The 19,785-nt window shown below is 38.2% G+C and carries 22 protein-coding genes; 9 read left to right on the top strand and 13 right to left on the bottom strand.

What is annotated here, in order from left to right; translation table 11 throughout:
* Positions 1 to 35: 35 nt before the first annotated feature.
* Together AC1TPB_RS14595 and AC1TPB_RS14590 are read right to left on the bottom strand one after the other, a co-directional pair.
* The gene (locus AC1TPB_RS14595; RefSeq protein WP_482077177.1) at positions 36 to 716 is read right to left on the bottom strand and encodes a DUF4166 domain-containing protein; all 681 of its coding nucleotides are present in this window, start codon (positions 714 to 716) and stop codon (positions 36 to 38) included.
* Complete coding sequence (locus AC1TPB_RS14590) at positions 716 to 1,633, bottom strand: DoxX-like family protein (RefSeq protein WP_482077176.1); 918 nt, start codon at positions 1,631 to 1,633, stop codon at positions 716 to 718. The genes AC1TPB_RS14595 and AC1TPB_RS14590 overlap by 1 nt, the downstream gene beginning before the upstream one ends.
* Positions 1,634 to 1,869: 236 nt before the next feature.
* Between AC1TPB_RS14590 and AC1TPB_RS14585 the strand changes: the two genes are divergently transcribed.
* Positions 1,870 to 2,295 (top strand): CHRD domain-containing protein, encoded by a 426-nt coding sequence (locus AC1TPB_RS14585; RefSeq protein WP_482077246.1) that lies wholly within the window; start codon positions 1,870 to 1,872, stop codon positions 2,293 to 2,295.
* A 160-nt stretch (positions 2,296 to 2,455) separates the two neighbouring features.
* On the opposite strand, the gene AC1TPB_RS14580 is transcribed toward AC1TPB_RS14585, so the two are convergent.
* Positions 2,456 to 3,208 (bottom strand): PHP-associated domain-containing protein, encoded by a 753-nt coding sequence (locus AC1TPB_RS14580; RefSeq protein WP_482077175.1) that lies wholly within the window; start codon positions 3,206 to 3,208, stop codon positions 2,456 to 2,458.
* Between the two features lie 223 nt (positions 3,209 to 3,431).
* On the opposite strand from AC1TPB_RS14580, the gene AC1TPB_RS14575 reads away from it, so the two are divergent.
* The 6 genes from AC1TPB_RS14575 (at position 3,432) to AC1TPB_RS14550 (ending at position 9,223) form a co-directional block, all read left to right on the top strand.
* On the top strand, positions 3,432 to 4,304 hold the full coding sequence (locus AC1TPB_RS14575) for a DUF8171 family membrane protein (RefSeq protein ID WP_482077174.1): 873 nt from the start codon (positions 3,432 to 3,434) through the stop codon (positions 4,302 to 4,304).
* Positions 4,301 to 6,070: an ABC transporter ATP-binding protein gene (locus AC1TPB_RS14570; protein ID WP_482077173.1), complete on the top strand. Its 1,770-nt coding sequence runs from the start codon at positions 4,301 to 4,303 to the stop codon at positions 6,068 to 6,070. Before AC1TPB_RS14575 ends, AC1TPB_RS14570 begins: the two co-directional genes overlap by 4 nt.
* Complete coding sequence (locus AC1TPB_RS14565; RefSeq protein WP_482077172.1) at positions 6,057 to 6,896, top strand: energy-coupling factor transporter transmembrane component T family protein; 840 nt, start codon at positions 6,057 to 6,059, stop codon at positions 6,894 to 6,896. The genes AC1TPB_RS14570 and AC1TPB_RS14565 overlap by 14 nt, the downstream gene beginning before the upstream one ends.
* 17 nt (positions 6,897 to 6,913) lie before the next feature.
* On the top strand, positions 6,914 to 7,675 hold the full coding sequence (locus AC1TPB_RS14560; protein WP_482077171.1) for a PHP-associated domain-containing protein: 762 nt from the start codon (positions 6,914 to 6,916) through the stop codon (positions 7,673 to 7,675).
* Between the two features lie 17 nt (positions 7,676 to 7,692).
* On the top strand, positions 7,693 to 8,529 hold the full coding sequence (locus AC1TPB_RS14555) for a MurR/RpiR family transcriptional regulator (RefSeq protein ID WP_482077170.1): 837 nt from the start codon (positions 7,693 to 7,695) through the stop codon (positions 8,527 to 8,529).
* 226 nt (positions 8,530 to 8,755) lie between these two features.
* On the top strand, positions 8,756 to 9,223 hold the full coding sequence (locus AC1TPB_RS14550) for a hypothetical protein (protein ID WP_482077169.1): 468 nt from the start codon (positions 8,756 to 8,758) through the stop codon (positions 9,221 to 9,223).
* A 26-nt stretch (positions 9,224 to 9,249) separates the two neighbouring features.
* Here the strand turns inward: AC1TPB_RS14550 and AC1TPB_RS14545 are convergent, their stop codons facing one another.
* Entirely contained in the window at positions 9,250 to 10,266 is a 1,017-nt protein-coding gene (locus AC1TPB_RS14545; RefSeq protein ID WP_482077168.1) for an alpha/beta fold hydrolase, read from the bottom strand.
* Between the two features lie 4 nt (positions 10,267 to 10,270).
* Positions 10,271 to 10,927: a TetR/AcrR family transcriptional regulator gene (locus tag AC1TPB_RS14540; RefSeq protein ID WP_482077167.1), complete on the bottom strand. Its 657-nt coding sequence runs from the start codon at positions 10,925 to 10,927 to the stop codon at positions 10,271 to 10,273.
* A 276-nt stretch (positions 10,928 to 11,203) separates the two neighbouring features.
* Between AC1TPB_RS14540 and AC1TPB_RS14535 the strand changes: the two genes are divergently transcribed.
* Positions 11,204 to 12,187: an NAD-dependent epimerase/dehydratase family protein gene (locus AC1TPB_RS14535; RefSeq protein WP_482077166.1), complete on the top strand. Its 984-nt coding sequence runs from the start codon at positions 11,204 to 11,206 to the stop codon at positions 12,185 to 12,187.
* An 83-nt stretch (positions 12,188 to 12,270) separates the two neighbouring features.
* Here AC1TPB_RS14535 and AC1TPB_RS14530 read toward each other — a convergent pair whose 3' ends face one another.
* The 4 genes from AC1TPB_RS14530 to AC1TPB_RS14515 all read right to left on the bottom strand — a co-directional run bounded on the left by AC1TPB_RS14530 (position 12,271) and on the right by AC1TPB_RS14515 (position 14,347).
* On the bottom strand, positions 12,271 to 12,402 hold the full coding sequence (locus AC1TPB_RS14530) for a DUF4023 family protein (RefSeq protein ID WP_482077165.1): 132 nt from the start codon (positions 12,400 to 12,402) through the stop codon (positions 12,271 to 12,273).
* Between the two features lie 79 nt (positions 12,403 to 12,481).
* A complete protein-coding gene (locus AC1TPB_RS14525) occupies positions 12,482 to 12,847 on the bottom strand; it encodes a GntR family transcriptional regulator (RefSeq protein WP_482077164.1) in 366 nt (121 codons plus the stop codon).
* Positions 12,847 to 13,500, bottom strand: coding sequence for an ABC-2 transporter permease (locus AC1TPB_RS14520; RefSeq protein WP_482077163.1), 654 nt, complete (start codon positions 13,498 to 13,500; stop codon positions 12,847 to 12,849). The genes AC1TPB_RS14525 and AC1TPB_RS14520 overlap by 1 nt, the downstream gene beginning before the upstream one ends.
* On the bottom strand, positions 13,493 to 14,347 hold the full coding sequence (locus tag AC1TPB_RS14515) for an ABC transporter ATP-binding protein (RefSeq protein WP_482077162.1): 855 nt from the start codon (positions 14,345 to 14,347) through the stop codon (positions 13,493 to 13,495). Before AC1TPB_RS14515 ends, AC1TPB_RS14520 begins: the two co-directional genes overlap by 8 nt.
* Positions 14,348 to 14,761: 414 nt before the next feature.
* Here AC1TPB_RS14515 and AC1TPB_RS14510 point away from each other — a divergent pair, with 414 nt between their 5' ends.
* Complete coding sequence (locus tag AC1TPB_RS14510) at positions 14,762 to 16,126, top strand: FAD-dependent oxidoreductase (RefSeq protein ID WP_482077161.1); 1,365 nt, start codon at positions 14,762 to 14,764, stop codon at positions 16,124 to 16,126.
* A 263-nt stretch (positions 16,127 to 16,389) separates the two neighbouring features.
* Here the strand turns inward: AC1TPB_RS14510 and AC1TPB_RS14505 are convergent, their stop codons facing one another.
* The 4 genes from AC1TPB_RS14505 to AC1TPB_RS14490 form a co-directional block, all read right to left on the bottom strand.
* Positions 16,390 to 16,818 carry a hypothetical protein gene (locus AC1TPB_RS14505; RefSeq protein ID WP_482077160.1) on the bottom strand — a complete coding sequence of 143 codons (429 nt, stop codon included), beginning with the start codon at positions 16,816 to 16,818 and terminating at the stop codon, positions 16,390 to 16,392.
* A 63-nt stretch (positions 16,819 to 16,881) separates the two neighbouring features.
* Positions 16,882 to 17,781 (bottom strand): ABC transporter ATP-binding protein, encoded by a 900-nt coding sequence (locus AC1TPB_RS14500; RefSeq protein ID WP_482077159.1) that lies wholly within the window; start codon positions 17,779 to 17,781, stop codon positions 16,882 to 16,884.
* A 20-nt stretch (positions 17,782 to 17,801) separates the two neighbouring features.
* Complete coding sequence (locus tag AC1TPB_RS14495) at positions 17,802 to 18,791, bottom strand: ABC transporter ATP-binding protein (RefSeq protein WP_482077158.1); 990 nt, start codon at positions 18,789 to 18,791, stop codon at positions 17,802 to 17,804.
* A 145-nt stretch (positions 18,792 to 18,936) separates the two neighbouring features.
* Positions 18,937 to 19,782, bottom strand: coding sequence for an ABC transporter permease (locus AC1TPB_RS14490; protein WP_482077157.1), 846 nt, complete (start codon positions 19,780 to 19,782; stop codon positions 18,937 to 18,939).
* Positions 19,783 to 19,785: the final 3 nt, after the last annotated feature.

The raw sequence follows: 19,785 nt of genomic DNA, 5'->3' as shown, positions 1-19,785 counted from the left end.
ACTATTAGTGCTGTTCATCATTACTGACGTTAATACTATTCTCGAGCTTCTTCTCGGATTGGTTTCACATGCTGTGGAACCTGTTGACCTTGCATATTAATATATTCCACATCGAAATATCCACTATAACCAAATATAACTCCAAATACTTTATTAGTAACCTTCACATCAATGCGGAATTTATTAATCTCCTCATCATACCATTCACATACAGTAGCGTACCCCGATAATAACATCGGGAATTTGAAATCGATTTTACCCTCATAAAAAAATTGCTCTCCAGATGTTAAGGCCATACCACCTTGCTTTGTTGGTTCCATCTCTATTTCCACTGCAAGATGCTGATGTGTTCCTAAATAATCAATAATTTTCTTCCGTTGCTCACTATAGATCATCGTAGCATCAAAACGTCTTGTTTTTCTTGGAAATTGATAGGTACGAATCCACGTCACTGTTTCACGACCTAGACTATCCTTATAGGCATAATTTTCGATTGTAAATGGTATATTAGTGCCACTCTGCGGAAACAATATATTGCGCCAAGTGCCTATGTAGAGAAAGGGCAGCGTATACCATTTACCATACCATACTTTCTCCATAATTCCTGTTCCGATAGCTGCAACGGCGTCTTCACTACTAAAACCCAAACGTCGCTGAATATTAGGATGCAACTTGGTAAAACTTTCACCTAGTGCCTTTTTATATATAGAAGTCATTATTTCACCCCTTCTGTAGTTGCTTGCCTTTTACAATTAGATGCACTGGCAACAGGCGAACTACTTAATAAACTCACGATAGATATCGTTAGTACTGCAATGTTTAGCGTAATAGGATTAAATGGAGCTACCAATATATGTGGTTGTGCTGCTACACTTATTGCCAATGCTATCAAAACAATAATATTTATTATATGTAATAACCTATATGTCCTACCTTTAACGAATAGAAACATTAAGCCAAATAGTATTTCTATTATGCCAACTGTTGCTAATACGATAGATTCATAACCATGGAACAATGCAATGTCTTTCAATATATTAAGCTCACCAGAATCTTGGACAAGCAACTTAGGTATTAAACCTTGATAGAGCCATATAAAAAACAAACTAAATCTTATGATCATTGTTTGAGCAAAACGTTTGATAGAATTAGATGGATGAATACCTTGTTCAAGCCATAAGCGTAATGCATCGAAACTCCATGCCGTTGCCCAGCCTATTAATGGTCGGAAAGCAACTCGATCTACGAACCTACCAAGCATGCCAAAGCGGGTCTCATAATCGTACAATGTTAGAAACTTAACTCCTTTGTTAGTCGGTATATAACGCCAGAAACCACTTCCTTCAGAAATTAATGAAATTGGTTGGTCTGAGCTGAATTTTAAGCTAGAGGTTAATACTCCTTTACTTTCCTTTGCACCATAAGACTCACCTTCTCCTGCAATACTAACACCGAATCCAATGTTCGTCTTATATAGAAACTTCTGTCGTTCATCCTCAGCGTCTTTTGGAATATATGTGATTTTTGAAAATCGCAAGTCCCACTGCTCGTGAAGATCAGGTGACTGAGTATATAACCAAAGCTTATCAATTGGTGCTGAAATCATTGACTCAACATAAATTTTCTTCGCCATAAGCACATCTCCATTAAACATAAAATATAGAAAAACCATCCTATTTCTATTGTAGTATGCCCTCATCTGTTTGCACAACATTAATCTATGAAGTGACAATCTACTTATAGTACAAGTTAAAAAAGTCTGCTTTCTGAACCTCCTCTAAGCCTCATTTCTGTTTTCATAGACGAAGAAACATACCATTAACTCCACTTCGAATAGTATATCTTATTCAACGATAAGGAGTGATTTATATCAGTTTATTTAAAACTAGACTAAGAGGTTCTAACGAAGTGCCGAGTGTACAAACCGATGCTACGGGAACTGCATTTTTCTTATTCAAACGTTGGAATAATCATTTGAGATTGAATTTTTCAGTTAAAGTAGAAGATATTCGAAATGTAACACAGATCCATCTTCACCTTGGAGAAAGAGGAGAAAATGGCCCTATCGTTGCTTTTCTATTTGGTCCATCTGACTTCGGAATAACTGTAGAAAATGGAATTGTTCGCGGAGTATTAAAAAGAGGTGATCTACGAGGTCCTTTATCCGGACTTTCTCTTCGCTACTTGCTTCGTGAAATCAGAAACAAAAATGTATACGTGAATGTTCATACTACTCAAAACCCAAACGGTGAAATTCGCGGACAGGTTAAAAGAATCGAGCGTCCTCATTCTTAGTAAAACTGGATGACTTCTATAATAGATATCATGCAAAATCGTTAACTAAAGAGACTTAGATTATTTTAACACTGAGCTTCTGATTATCTTTGAAAAAGGTTTGGAGTTTTTTTCCGAACCTTTTTCCGTTTTTTTGTGCGTCATAATTTGTTATTAACTACTAACGAACTTGCCATAACTCCTTATACTTCTTCTGCTCGGCTTCAGCACTTTGAACTTTCTTATGCAAATCGTTAGCAATAATAAGTTGATGCTTTCGCTCGATAATAGCTGTTCTTATTTGCTCTACCGTTTCACATTGATAGGGTAGCTCATTATATACACAACCAAACTGCAATGGTTGATGTGTGTCACTACCTGCAATCGTAGGCAGGTTAAATTTATCCGAAAATTTCTGTACCCTCTGCTCCATCGATAGACCATACTTATGAAGATCACGTCCATTAATATCGATTGCATCTAATTGTGCAATAAGCGCAGGTTCCACATGATCAAGCGGATTCTCCTTACGATACGGATGTGCACCAATTATTAAACATTGATAATCTTTACTCAATCGCATTAATTGCTCCATTGGAATGAAGCTCTCCCCCGATCTGTAACGATCTAACTGTTTACTCATTGAGATAATTGCTTCCCTACTACCAATAACGAGAATATGGCTTTGCTGAGCAACATCTACTTCAATACCTGGAAATACTTTAACTCCTTCAACGATATAGTATCCATTGCGATAAATCGCCTTATCATCAAGTACTTCATATATATTCAAAAAATCCTTCGTATTGAAATGTTCAGTAAGCGCGACTGCATCTACATATTTCGAAGCCGCTCGCATCATTTCCACATAATACTCATATGAAAAATCGATATCCTTTGACCACTTTCCATGTGTGTGTAGATCTATTTTCAAACTTATCGTCTCCCCAACATCTATTCATCTTCCTTATATATTTATTATAAACGAAAAATAATTATCATTTATATAACTTTGATAATAATTAACGCAAACTCAACATTGCGATAACAATCCACTAACAAAACCCACCTATGCTATATAAAGAAAGAGATAGCGGCATGATGATCGAGCATTGCTCATGCTGCCAATCAGCAATACCAATTTGGGAGGAATCGTAATGAGCACAGCAACAATAGGTAATCGCTTTGAGTTAACATCGCAACAAAAATTGATGATCTTTATTCTATCGATGTCATTGTACGGTATCTCGAACATGATTACAGAATTATTACCTGAGTTTCGTGTAGGCCCTGTTGAATTGAAAGTAGAGTATTTCATATTTATCCCGCTACTGTTTGCAATTCTTTTCAATCCATTATATGCAGCGTTAGGTGCTTGTGTAGGAGAAATTGTGTTTGGTGAATTATTGCTTGGTCAATTTGGCGGAGTAAGCGAATTAGAGAAATTTATTGAATTTTCACTAGCAATCTTCGTTGCAGGTATGCTAGTAACTGATCCACGCAATAAGCGTCAACTTGCTATCGCTGCTTATGTCGCGATTGGAATTGATCAATTGCTCGGTACAATCGTTGATATCGCGAAAGTATACATAGGTATTGAAGACCTGGAAGCTGTTCCTGGCTTGCCTGAAAGTATTCTGGCAATCGAAGGGTTCTCATTCCTGAACGCGATGATTGTATCAGGTACTTTGTTCTCACTATTGCCGATTATCTACCTAGTACCTCGTTTGTACGGCAAGGTCGAACCGCTGCTTGGTATGAAGCCACGTGATGGTCGGGCCACAGTTTCCGTTGCTGGTTTTGTAACTCCGCGCTTTATCATTCTTGCAATCGTGCTATTCGTTGTTGCTGGCGCAGCTGAATTTTTATCAGAGTCCGATTTGGAATTGTTCACATGGGAATGGGAAATGGATCTAGGTAATATAGGGTTGTGGCTTAGTCTTGCTGTCGCTGTAATTATCTTTATTGCAACACTGTTAATCATTAGAAAGAAACGCAAAACTAATCATAAAGGAGAAACTATTGCATGACCCATCCTATGACGGAGAAACAACCAATTATTGAAATCAAAGATATCTCTTTTCGCTATCCAGGTGCAGATTATGAATCTCTTCAACATGTTAATCTGACTATACATAAAGGAGACTTCATCGCTATTATCGGAAGTAATGGAAGCGGAAAGTCTACGTTATGCAAATGCTTCAACGGATTGATTCCAACCTACTATGCTGGAGATCTAGAAGGAAGCGTTATGATTAACGGGCTTTCTACCCAATCTACCAGCATTGCAGAGCTCTCGAAGCATGTTGCATACGTATTTCAAGACTTTGAGAATCAATTGGTTCGTCCAACCGTCTATGATGAAGTATGCTTTGCACCACTTAACTTTGGGTATGAGGATTATAAAGAGCGTGGCATGAATGCACTACGAATGTTAGAAATTGAAGATATTCAGCATAAATGGATTTGGCAGTTAAGTGGTGGTCAGAAGCATATGACCGCCCTTGCTGCTGCATTATCACTTGAACCAGACATTATTATTGTGGATGAACCTGTAGCTCAGCTCGACCCAGCACATGCAAGACTTATTTATGAGAAATTGAAGCTGTTGAATGAGAAATATAACAAAACGATTATCGTTATTGAGCATCATACCGAATACATTGCCGACTATTGTACCAATGTAATGCTCATGGAAGCTGGTGGTAAAGTACGTTGGATTAAGCCTGTGAAGGAAGGTCTTTCTTCTGTCGACGAACTTGCTTCACTACATATTCAACCACCTCAAGTTACGCAAGCTTTTCACAGTTTGCGAGAGCACATCGTTCTACCGGCACAATCTTTGTACCCAATCACAATTAAGGAAGCTGCCCTTGCCTTGCAACAATCAACCCTTCCTTATACAAAACCGCGTCATGTGGCCATTGAAGAACAGCAAAATCATTACTCTGATCGTCCAGTATTGCTTAAATTCGAAAATGTCGTTAGTGGTTATCAAAGTCTGGATCGCCATCAAAAGCCAACATTACAAAACATTAATTTCCAAATGCATGAAGGCGAACGGATTGCATTGATTGGTAATAATGGTGCTGGCAAGTCTACATTGTTGCGATTAATTGCAGGCATTCGTAAACCTTGGGAAGGTACAGTTACTGTTTGTGGCAAAAACACCAGTCAGTCTTCACCTGAGCAGTTATCTGATCTCGTTTCTTTCATCTTTCAAAATCCGGAAGAAATGTTTATCTCTGATAACATTAGAGCCGATATCGAGTTTTTCTTGAAAGCAAGAAAACAGCCAAATATAGCGCCTTTTATCGATCATATTATGGATACATTCAATCTGACCGAATTACAGCAGCGTGATGGGCGATTACTTAGCGGTGGACAACAACGTCGTGCAACACTTGCGATAGGTATGGCCATGAAACCTACCATTATGCTTTTAGATGAACCGACCGCTAGTCTTGATATTGCTAGTCGTCGCGAAATGACTCGATTATTCGATGAATTACGTGATCATGTGAAAGTCATTGTTGTTGCAACGCATGATATGCAATTGGTAGCCGACTGGGCAACTAGAGTAATTGTGATGCATGAAGGGCAAATCATTATGGATACGAATAGCCGTGACGTGTTCCAGCATGAGCATATTCTAAAGCTAGCTGCCCTTATCCCTCCACAAATTGTGGAATTAAGTCATTATGCGAATATTACGCCACCTTGCTTATCTGTCGCTGAATTTATTACACATATTGAATCTATCATCCCGCAGGAGGTATACAGTGGAGTTAACTAAACCTACCTATAAAACTTCATTTCTTGAAAAGCTAAGTGTAGAAAGAATCAAGGTTGAGCTATTGCGAACTGCTTATGGTCATTCGCTTACCTTTCTTTCCAAATTCGATCCGCGTATTCTCATTGCATGGTACTCTTTCTTCGCGATTGTACCATGGTTTGTTCATAATAAAGTCGTATTGCTTGGTATGCTCGTCGCAATAGCCGTTCTAACGTATACATCCAAGCCTAGCATTCTCGTGCTGCTTATATTAGCACTTGGACTCGTATCCGATGCTGCCTATATGCTCGTCGTCTCGTTATTATTCGGCGGTGGTCTATCTGCCGCATGGGCACTCAGTACACTAACCTTAAAGCTACTCGTTATTGCATTAGCGAGTATAGCTGTTTTCTCAAGTATGGACCCTGAAAAATTAAGCGATGGCTTACTCAGTCTAGGTTTTCCTGCTCAATTCAGCTTCGGTGTAGCTTATGGCTATCGCATGTTACCAATTCTAATCGAGGAATATAACAATATATTGTACTCGTATCGTCTACGTGGTAGAGGACCTGATCGAAAAGGATTTCTAGGCTGGAGAGTCATATTATACATGGGTAAATTATCAGTTGTCGCTTTCTATCCACTTATACTAAATACAGCAAAAAGAACGAGAACCACTGTAGAAGCGCTAGAAGTTAAAGGCTTCACTTATGCGATGAAAGATCCTAAAGTGAAAAAGATTAAGTTATCTTATCTGAAAATTTTACCTAGAGACTATGTCTTTCTTGCCATTACGGTTGTTTACGTAAGTATACTCTTCTATCTTGGGAGTCTTTATCATTTATAACAAAGGGAGATAAACTAATGTATATAGATTTGCATGCACATATTAAGCTATCCAAAAAGACATCGTTTTCTATCGAATATTTCAACCAAGCGATTCATGAAGCTGCTCAAGTAGGTTTGGATGCGATCGCCATGACCGAGCATTTCAACACCAAAAATTTCTATCACATTTACGAGCAATTAGATGCTCACTATCCCTATCGCCAACATTACTATGATGTTAATGGATTCAAAGTGTTTCCTGGCATGGAAATTGACGTAGATCAGAGGGGTCATATTCTAGTCGCAGGAACTCGTACGACGATACTTGAATTACGTCATCGACTTGAGCCATTCACAGAGAAAGAATCATTTGTTTCATTTGAACAACTATTGGATTGGTGTGATGAGTTACAATTACTACGAATTGGAGCACATCCACATCGCGAAAGTAATCCTTTATTGCAGCACCCCATTTCGTTATTACGTCGTCTTGATGCATTTGATATTAATGGTAAAGACTTGGCCACCTATGGTCCATCAATGGAGCAAAATGTTCGACAATTGGCTACTGAAGTAGGTATTCCTGTCATTGCTGGCAGTGATACACATCACCCATTGCAATTCGGTTGCGTACGTAATAAGCTTGATCGTGAATATAGTAATTACTCCGATATTCGTACATGTATTCAAGAAGGTCGTTATTATTATGAAATATCGGATGCCCTGCCACTGCATGTCAAATCAGCGTCACTTGTTAAAAAGCTATTAAAAGAGCGTGGCGATGTTCTAATATCCTAAATTAATGGAGAGGTACTATGACTACATTTCAATTCATGATCCCCATTGAGCAAATGTCCAAAGGTCAGAAAAAAATCGCTGATTTTATATTAAAATCCACGGAGCGCATACCATTTTATACCGAGGATGATATTGCGAAAAAAGCTGGAGTAAGCATCTCAACCGTTTCGAGATTTTGGGAGATTATCGGTTTTGATAACTTAAAGGCATTCAAAAAACATTTACAAGAAGTCCAATATTCTACGCCAGCAATTAAGATGCAACAAGTATTAGAACAAACTGAGCAGCATATCGTTGGACAAATGATTGAATCTGCTCAAGCTAATCTTACGGAAACTTCTCAGCGTGTTGATCTACAGGCATTCGATCAAGCTGTCATTGCGCTAGAACAAGCCCAGCGTATTTATGTGCATGGTCATGGGTCAGCGACTGCGCTAACTGAATTATTTCGCTTTCGTTTGAATCGTATTGGCGTTCAGGTGCACATTATGGCTGAAAGTGGTCACGCGCTATTGGAAAGCTTAGTGCATGCCAATGAACACGATGTTGTATTATTTTTCGGGTTTGTGAGAAAATCTCCTGAAGCTACCGTTATTTTGGAGCAAGCAGGAGTCGCTCGTTATCGTACGATTCTTATTACTGATCTGCTAGTATCTGAAATGATTAATGATAGTGATATCGTTATTCAAGTTGATCGTGGCGAGCGTGATGCCTTCCATTCTCTGATCGCACCTATGGCTATTATCGATAGCATATCGATTGCACTAGCTGGTCTGCGCGGGAAAGATGCGATGAATAAGTTGCAGCAGCTACATGATATTCGTAAGCAATACGCTACATTATTACCCAAGTAGTAGCTAAAGAGTTCTCATGTGAAAAGGATATAGTCTACGTGGAATGACTCTTATAAAATGAACCCAATAAGTTGACCTTTTTAAGAGGGCTATATTATTGGGTTCATTTTAGTTGATCATATTTGTTCACATTTTTAACGTTGTAAATTTATGTAATTAAATATATTATTTACATGAGCTAATGCATACAAAAACGGGAATTGATTTCAATAAACAGGAGGTTTCAATGAAAAAGAAGATAGTATTGTCCTTGTTAGTATTAGCCATTGTATTATTGGCATTAACTTCTTTCGAAAAAAACAAGTTAAACACTTCAATGACAGGTATGTATGTAGATGACTTATTCATTCAAAATAATAAAACGATGCCAGGTACAGTTATTGAAGAGAGCATACCTATAGAACTAGATATTGATGTACGAAGAGTATTCTTTTCATACGAAATTAGTGGAGTAATCCGTATTAATAACGTGAATCATAAAATAGCAAGTTTTACGCAATCTGATGAGAAATTAATAGCCGCTCTATCACCTCAAAGCGACGATTATAGTATTAATGAAATTTCAGGAACTTTATACATATCTAAAGATTTACAACATATTACTATTAGGATAGATGATCATTTTTTAGTAGCTCCAGCTAATTCAAAAGAAGAAGCAATTGAACTTGTGAATATTATGTATGGGCCTAATTAGGCATTAATTTAAAATAAGTATAGTAATTAACCTTTCCTCACATAACTTAACTGATTAATCAAATGTTGCTCATTGGCTATCGTGTCTTCAGGATGAAATGAATGACCTGATTTTTGTGCCCAGATTAAACGTTTTTCCGTAGCTATTATTTGCTTAATGAACATTTCTACTAAGCTGCCATGCACATGATAATCGTACTTACCATGTATGAACGTAACAGGAATATCAATCGATTGCACCGTCTCCTCAAAGCAATACTGCTCTAATTCTCTCACAAATGATAATGAATATACTAAGCGGAAGCCAGATATGAAGCTATTGTATATATCTCGCAAGGAGTAAGTTTCTGATCGCAGAAGAGCTTTCATAATGCCCCGCATACCCGGATGCTTAATATTTTTATCCGGATAAATTAAGGTGTTGAAGTTTCGTTGCCACTTCCGCAATGTCCCCCACTGTGCAAAGCTTTGATTAAGTGGTGCTTGACCAAGATCATTAAGTTGTTTTAACGCTCTTTGATTCCCTCTCCGAATAGCTTCCTGCTTTAACCAAACTAAAGATAGCTCATCATTTTTAGTCCAATTTACAATTTGCGAAAATCCAGTATAGGAGTAATACTTATGAGGATTCTGCTTTGCGAGTGTAAGACCAATGATGGTTCCCCAAGAGTGACCAACTAGAAAAATTTTATCATGATGAAATCTTTCGATCAGTACATCCGTTAATTCATCAGCATCTTCAATAAATTGTGCAATAGTCATAGATTCAGGTGATATATGACGAGAATAAGACTTACCCGTCCCACGTTGATCCCAAAATACTAAGACGAAATTTTCTATGAGCTTACTCGTATTCGTTACAATGGTGTAATCTTGTCCTTTAGCTGATACGCCCGGTAAAGGCATAGATGGACCACCATGCAATAGTAATAATACTGGCTTTGTTATATCTGCTGCTTGAATAAGAATATATTGCTCTACCTCGCCCAATACTACTTTTTCTACTACACTTATCGCTTGCCAGTCACTCCCAAATGGTTCCAAACCATCACATCCCCGCTACTGAATGAAAATATTCAATATGCTGCATAACTTGATGTTCAATCTGAGCTGTACTGCTATCCATAGACTTCAATGCAATGTATTCCATGACCATTGTAAAGATAGGATATTGATATTCACGTGCTAATAACTCGGCATCAATGGGTTTGAGCTTTCCATGTGCGATCATCTGCTGAAATACGATAGTTAAGCACGCTACCGTTCTTTCCACTATATCTTTACGGTAAATTTCCATAGCAAGTGCATGCCTAAATTGTTCCAAATAAATGATCCGCCAAATATGCTGATTGATTGGATCATCAATATGATTCTGAAAATTAATCCAGCCTCGTTGTAAAAAGGTTGGTACACTCATCCCAGTCACGATGAGCTTTATTTGATCATTAGGTGGTAATATCGCATGACACTCACGACGAAAATTATAAAAGATGGTATCAATTAGTTCCTCTTTACTTCTGAAATGTTTGTACAATGAGCTTTCTTTAATTCCAACAGCTTTCGTAATGTCACGAATAGATACTCCGCTATAGCCTTTTTCTGCAAAGAGCGAAATAGCTACTACGATAATTTTATTTTTTGTAGCATTTCGAATAGGTATTTCATTAACATCATCAAATACTTTCTCAAGTTCATAATCAAGCATAAATTTATCTCCTTTCCCCAAAAAAGCTAACGACTGTTATCCGAATTATAGGATAACAGTCGTTAGCTGTCAATAGACTCGTTATGTTAGCTCAAACATAGCTAAATATTCTAGATCCAATGGATACACCACTTATCCTTGAAGATGAGCCTATTAGAGATTATTAGAGTTAGCAATTATTTTCCCTGAAATTACGTGATTTTTCTCACATAGTATATAAATACTAGTTGATATAATTACTTTAACAACATAATTCTACTTAGGAGATGAAGATCTATGAAAAAAGTATTTATATTAGGCGGAACAGGTTTTCTAGGATATTATACAACCCATGAATTACTTGCAAGAGGTTACAAAGTAGCAGAACTCTCTCTCCCTCCTACTCCAGCCGACAATTTATTTCCTGCTGAAGTTGAAAGTCATCTAGGGGATATGCAAACCTATACTGATGAACAAATTTTACAATTACTTGACGGTGTTTATGCTTTTATATATGCTGCTGGTGCGGATGAGCGAGTTTGCCCTGATGCTCCTGCAACAACGTTCTTCTATCAAGCAAATGTGATTCCAACGCAACGTATTGCTCGATTAGCTCGCCAAGCTGGTGTGAAAAAATTTGTGTTGTTTAATTCTTACTTTAGCCATTTCGCTGAGCAATGGACCGATTTACATTTGAATAGTGAACAAGCATATCCGCGTACACGATTACTACAGGAAGAAGTAGCGATGTTGGAGGGTGGCAAGGATATGGACGTTATGAGTTTACGTTTACCTTATATTTTTGGTGTAATGCCTGGGCGTACACCTCTTTGGACGATGTTTACAGAGCAAGTTAGAGGGTATGATACCGTTTATGTTCCACAAGGTGGTACTGCAATGGTAACAGCCAAACAAGTTGCAGAAGCAGCAGTAGGTGCTATTGAATTGGGCCAACATGAGGGCAGATATGCAATTTGTGATACAAATATGAAGTACCTAGACTTCTATCAATATATGGTTGAAGCATTAGGACAGACAGAAACAACGAAACTTATTCCTGCACCGGTAGAAGCTTTTAAGCCAGCATTTGCTGAGCATGATGAACATACAAAACAAGCAGGCAAAGAGCATGGTATTCACTTAGCAGTTACTGCAGAAATTCAAGGTCGCGACGCATATCTAGATCCTAATGATACGATGTCCATTTTGAAAATTAATAAAGATGATGTCATTGCAAGCATTAAAGAAACGCTACAAGTATGTGTGAACGCTAAGTTATAGCATTATCCTTGAGCAGTAATCTTATACACTATATAACCATCCTAATATAATCGGAGTGTGCATATTGCACACTCCGATTAGTTTTATTTATTTGTACCATGTTGTTTCCCTGGTAGTTTATTACCACCATTTTCACTATCTTTTTTCTTGTTGCCTTTTTTATTACTTTCCTGTTGTTCATGTATTTCTTCTACGAAATTTTTAGTACTGTCCATGTTTGAAAAGTTCCTCCTTCATCTACAGGATTAGCTTAGGATTACCTTTTCCACATGAATTATGTGATTAATTTTATGATCAATAAATCTTCTTCAAAAGCTCAATAACCTCTTCTATGGTGACGCCAAAGGATTTGTAATATGAAGCGCTATCGACCATTTGCTTTAAGATCATTTCATTGCGTTTTTGAAGCATATCTTCAGGTGAGAGTTCGGCTACAAAGCATCCTTTACCCGTTACGGTATAAATTAGTCCAGAACGTTCAAGCTCTTCCCACGCTTTTTTTACAGTAATGATACTAATCCCAAGCTCTACAGCTGCTTGTCGTATTGGTGGTAAACTGTAGCCATATTCTAACTCGCCCTTTAGAATTTGAGAGCTGATTTGTTCGAAAAGTTGCTGATAGATAGGTTTTTCAGATGTATTCGAAAGAGCGATATTCATTAAATTTCTACTTTCTTGAATTGTTTAATGGAAATATTATAAGCGATAATCGTAAATATTGCGAATATTACAATTCCTGCGATTAGGATAGATATTTGTAATGGAATATTTTCAGTACCACTACCCTTGAAAAGATCAAACACTACGGAATTTTTTATCCCCAACCATTCCGCTCCTCCAGCAAATAACATAGCTGCTGCAACAGAGGTGAACGCTGCCGCACCATATTTGTAAGCTGTCTTGTAATACATAGAGAAAAAGATAATGTTAAAGATCGCAAGCATGAAAAAACATAGTCCCCAAAAACCTAAGGTTGGTTCAAAGAAAAAGTAGGTCAAATTAGGATATAAGCGAGTACTTATTATACCGAAGATAACTGCGATAACAATATGCAATAATTCAAGAATGACAACGACGCCTATCTTAGCTTTTACAATATTGTTTTTTGTTACAGGCAGCATCATCGTAAACATCAAATCATTTTGTGATTTGAACACTCCAAACATATTAGGCACCGTTATAAAGCAAAAATATAAGATGACAAGAAAGTATAGCCAACTTGGAATGAGCATTAAGGCTCCAGTCAAGAAGGGTAATACATAAAAAAAAGGACTTACTCCTAGTTTTAATTCTTTCATTAGTAAGTTATACATACATATCCTCCTTCTTTGATACATAGATCATAATGTCCTCGAGATTAGGCAAGGTAGATTTAATATCGGAAGAAGGATCGAAATCTTTAGTGTGAATTAATCCTGTAAAGCCAAATGAATTCGTTTTGTAGGATATTAACTGGTCTTTGACTTCAGATAGTTGACTTTCTTTGCCGTTTAGTAAGCGGTACGAGTTAATGAATTCTTCTTTTTCAGAGCTGTTGATAATTTGTCCATTGTGGATAAAGGTTATATAATCAGCACACTTTTCTAAATCTGATGTGATATGAGTGGAGAAGAGAATACTAATTCCCCCTGGTTCTACTAACTCCTGAAAAAGACTTAATAGTTCCCCTCTTGCAACTGGATCTAGTCCACTTGTAGGTTCATCTAAAATGAGAATTTTAGCTCCGTGGGACAAAGCAAGAGCCAAACTGTACTTTACTTTCATACCGGTTGATAATTGAACTATTTTCTTATTTTCGTCTAAATTGAATTTCTTTAGATAGTTGTAATAGGTCTTATCATCCCAATTCTGATAAAACCTCTTAATTACATTCGTTAATGTTTTAATTTTGCTGCGAGTATAAAAATCTATCCCGCCGAATGAGTAACCAATCTCTTGCTTCAACTCAATCTCATGCTTTATGGCATCCTTGCCTAAAATGCTAATTTCTCCACTATCGATTTGAATGATATTCAGTATTGATTTAATCGTAGTGGTTTTTCCCGCACCGTTGGCCCCGATAAACCCCATAATATAGCCCATTTCTAATTGCAAAGATACATCTTTTAATTGGAAATTCTCATATTTCTTATTCAGGTGTTTGATATCTAATGCTAGCATCTAACAACCTCCTCCTAAACTGTGTATACCGTACATACACAATATATCACCCATTAATTATGATGTCAATATTTTTATTAATTAAGGTCAATACATAGAAATGAGGTCGTCTCATTAGACTTTAATGAGATATAGTAATATCGCGAATGGATACTCCGCTATAATAAATATTTGTCGACATTGTGATTTATTTCACTTTTCACTTGCAAATTGAATCCATCTGTCATATGATAGCAGCAACAGGATATTGTGATATTAATCACAAAGGTATTATGTTTGAGTCATACTTCAAACAGCAAATATTTTTTTAATTGTTTTTGTGAATTAATTCACACATTAACCTGTTTTCACAATTTAACTACTATTTGATTTCATACCATTCTAAGATCAACCATATCAAGGAGGCTAACTACTATGAAAGTAATCGTAATTGGTTGTACACATGCCGGAACTGCTGCTGTTACTGGGATGGCTACATTGTATCCTCAAGCTAAAATTACCGTGTATGAGAAAAACGACAATATTTCGTTTCTATCTTGCGGGATCGCGCTAAATATTGGAGGTGTCGTGAAAGATGCGGAATCGCTCTTCTACTCATCTCCGGAACAACTGCAAGAACTGGGTGTTCAGACAAACATGCTTCATGAAGTGCTTTCAATAGATACTCAAGCAAAGACAGTTAAAGTCCGCGATATTATAAAAGATGAGATTAAAATTGACACCTATGACAAGTTAGTTGTTACAACTGGGTCGTGGCCGATTATTCCAAAACTGGGCGGCATGGATCTGGACAATATTATGCTTTGCAAAAACTATGCACATGCTAAGGCCATTATTGAGCGGGCAAAGCATGCACAAAGAATCGTCGTTGTAGGAGCAGGCTATATTGGGATTGAACTGGTTGAAGCATTCGAGCAACTTGGCAAGCAGGTGACGGTTATCGACAATACGCCACGTGTGCTGTACAAGTATCTCGACCGTGAATATACAGATCTCGTTGAGGAAGCGATGAAGCAGCACCATATTGAGCTTGCACTTAACCAGACCGTAACTGGTTTTCAAGGGAACAATGGCAAAGTGAACCGCGTAATCACGACAACTGGAGAATATGAAGCTGATCTTGTCATTATGTGCATTGGCTTCCGTCCTAATACAGAGCTGCTCACAGGTCAGGTTGACCAATTGAGCAATGGTGCAATCATCGTCGATGATTATATGCGTACCAGCTGTCCGGACGTGTTCGCTGCAGGAGATAGTTGTGCGATCCGCTATAATCCAACCAATCAGCATGCTTATATTCCTCTAGCAACGAATGCGGTTCGGATGGGGACACTTGTCGCACGAAATCTGATCGAGCCGATGGTGAGATATATGGGGACCCAAGGGACTTCGGGTATTAAAATATTTGACCTGAACATCGCTTCTACCGGCATGACCGAGCAGGCCGCAATTGATGCGGGTATGATTGTGAAATCAATCACAATTGATGATCATTACCGACCAGAGTTTATGCCTACCTATGAGAAGGCGCTACTGAAAGTCGTGTACGAAGAGGCAAACGGTCGTATCGTAGGAGCGCAAGTGCTGTCGAAAGCAGACCTAACGCAATCGATCAATACACTATCGGTCTGCATTCAAAATCATATGACGATGGATGAGCTAGCTTTTGTCGACTTTTTCTTCCAGCCGCACTACAACAAGCCGTGGAATCTGTTGAACCAAGCAGGATTGCAGGCATATAATCCGCAACACCGTGATTCTAAGGCAACAATGGCTTGAGTTGCTCGTAGCAAATTTGACGCAAGAGCACTCTTACAAAGAAGTGCTCTTTTTTCTTTTCACAAAAAGAATTCAATCGACGCGTGTTGAAGCCATGTTGACTTCAACACACCTCAGTAAAACGCAAAGAAGCACATACTGTATATCTTCTTAAGCCGTATCCTCTTCCCCCTCGTGATCAGATTCTCCTCATAGCTAACAAAAAAAAGGTTATCCCATCATATACTTGATGAGATAACCTCGTTGATATTTAACTATGTTTTTTACCCAACAGGCTTAATAACAACTTCGCCAGTCTCTTCATTCAGTACTGACAGCTGCCAACCATACGATAATACTGGTTGTAATTGTTGCTGCTGTGCATGACTCAATGTTGCATACACAGCCTCTTTACCAGCATCAAATACTAACACTGGATCTTGCTTAAAGGCAATAAGAATCCAACAACGAATACCACGAATCGTATTATACTTAATCTGATATCCATCACGAAGTGCAGATTGAAGCGTACCGGGCTCTTGCTCCACAAAATTACTTAACTCATTGAAGTCAAATTCAAACATACTATCGTCAACAGGCAGCGTACGCGCTAACGCCCCATTTACAATTTGCTCATCAGACAAACCGCTTTGACGAAGTTGTTCCACCATTAAAGCCTCATTTTGTGATAATCTCACTATTGGTTCACTCATATTAATCCTCCATTCCAATATATATTCGCCGCCGAATTCGCTACGATAGCATAATCGTCGTGATCACGAGTGAACAGCGACGAAGTGGCCTGGTGTTACTTCTACTAGCTCATGTTCGCGATTACTCCATTCCTTCGGATCAGAACTCCAAACAATCCGCTCTCGAGTAGCCGTTGGATCGGGAACTGGAATAGCAGATAGCAGCGCTTGCGTATAAGGGTGTAGTGGATTTTCATACAGCTCATCACTAGGAGCAATTTCTACGATTCGCCCACCATACATCACACCAATCCGATCAGATATATGACGAACCATCGATAAGTCATGCGCGATAAAAAGATATGTTAAGCCGAATTCCTTTTGCAAATCCTCCAACATATTAACTACTTGTGCCTGTACAGATACATCTAGTGCAGAAATCGGTTCATCACATATAATGAATTCTGGTTTCGTAGCCAATGCTCTTGCAATTGAGATCCGTTGTCGTTGACCACCGCTGAATTCATGCGGATAACGATACAAATGCTCGCTCTTCAGACCAACTCGCTCTAACAGCGCTATAATTTGTTCTTTTCGCTCTTTTCCTTTGACCATCCCATGAATATCCATTGGCTCGCTAATTAGCTCGTACACATTTAACCCTGGATTCAAGGAAGAATACGGATCTTGGAAAATCGACTGAATGTTTTTACGAAATGGCTTTAGCTGTTGATCGTTCAAATCAGAAATATTTTGTCCATCATAGATCACTTGTCCATCTGTATAATCATATAAACGCAGTATACAACGTCCAACTGTAGATTTCCCACTACCCGATTCCCCAACAAGCCCGAACGTTTCACCCTTGTAAATATCAAAGCTAACTCCGTTAACTGCCTTCAATACTTCCTTAGGCTTGCCCCAAAAATCCGTTGTTTTCACAAAATGCTTCTGCAAATTTTTGACCTCAACTAATGGCTTCATCAACATTCCTCCTCTCACTCTTACTGCTGCTCGTTAGATGGATCAGATAACCAACAAGCGGAGCGATGCTGCTTCCCTACTTCAAATAATGGTGGTCTTTCTACGCAACGATCAAAGGCATGTACGCAACGTTCACGAAATGGACAGCCCGATGGCGGATCAATTAACGATGGCGGCGTTCCTTCAATAGGTACAAGACGCTCCCTTGAAGCACCTGCTCTTGAAGGTACAGATTGCAGTAACCCTTGCGTATACGGATGAGCTGGATGGCGATATAGATCTTCCACTCTCGCCTCTTCCATCACCATTCCGCCGTACATAACAAGTACTCGCGTACAAACCTGTGCAACTACGCCCAAATCATGCGTAATAAGAATGACCGATGTATTCGTTTCCGCCTTAATATGATCAATTAAATCAAGAATTTGTGCTTGGATCGTAACATCCAGTGCAGTTGTTGGCTCGTCTGCTATTAATAATTCAGGCTGACAAGACAATGCCATTGCAATCATGACACGCTGTCTCATCCCACCACTAAATTCGTGAGGATATTGGTCTAGCCGTTTTTCAGGCTCAGATATTCCTACTTTTCTCAGCATATCGGCACTTTCTTTTCGCGCTTCTCGCTTCGATAGCTTACGATGTCGCTGAATAACTTCCGACATTTGATAGCCAATCGTTTTCACAGGGTTCAATGATGTCATCGGATCTTGAAATACCATCGCGATTTGATTACCACGGATATACTTCCATTCCTTCTCAGATAGCTGAAGCAATGATTGTTCCTTATAACGTATATCGCCTGACTTAATTTTACCTGGAGGCTGTATTAAGGAGAGAATCGATTTGGCAGTTACACTTTTACCACTACCTGACTCACCGACAATGCCCAATGTTTCACCTTCATCAATATGAAAACTTACATTACGTACAGCTTGATTCTCACCATGATTCGTGAAGAAGGAAACTTCCAGTCCTTCTACTGTTAGCAGTCTTTTGGAATCTGTCATTTGATGTTCCTCCTAAACTTTTTGTAACTTCCTATATAACTTCTTAGCTAACAAAAAGTTACTTCGGAAGCATATACTAGAACTTTTTGTAACTTCCTATATAACTTCTTAGATAACAAAAAGTCACTTCGGAAGCCTAAGCTTCTTATTTCTTAATAAGCTTAGGCTCAAAACCTACTCGCAATATATCTCCTAAAACATTAAAGCAAAGTACAGTGAAGAAAATTAATAAACCCGGGAATATAGCTAAGTAAGGCGCTTGAGCAATATAACCTTGGGCATTATTAAGCATACTTCCCCATGTAGCTGAAGGAGCTTGAACCCCGAAGCCTAAGAAGCTAAGCGATGATTCCATTAATATCGCCGACGCTATTGTATTTGTCGCACCAACAATAATTGTTGGAATAAGGTTAGGTAGTATATGTTTCACAATGATGCCATAAGAGTTTTGTCCCGATGCTTTGGCATACAGTACATATTCACGTTCCTTTAGCGTCATCGTTTCCGCACGAATAATACGAGACACATTCATCCACATAATAAACCCTATAATAATAATGAGATTGCCTACATTCGGTTTAAGATAAATACTTAATAATAATAAAATTAAAAATGACGGAATTGACATAATAACTTCAACTAGACGCATTAAAATATTATCGAGCTTACCTCCAAAATAACCCGCCATTACACCAATCGTTACTCCAATAAAGGTAGCTACGATCATGGCGAAAAATCCAACTAATAACGAAATTCTTCCACCATGTAATGCCCGTGCAAAATAATCTCGTCCGTAATCATCTGTTCCAAAAAAATGATCACCACTCGGAGCTTGTAAACGAATCAATGCATTCAATTTATTTGGATCATGAGGTGCAAGAAACGCAAAAATTGCGCCCAACGTGAAAATGAATAGAATGCCTACCGCTACAAGACCTATTTTATTATGATATAGCTCATGTAACACATTACTCCATTTGGTTCGGTTCATCTA

The sequence above is a fragment of the Paenibacillus sp. Y951 genome (genome assembly GCF_056786395.1).
This window is presented reverse-complemented; position numbering and strand designations above follow the sequence as displayed.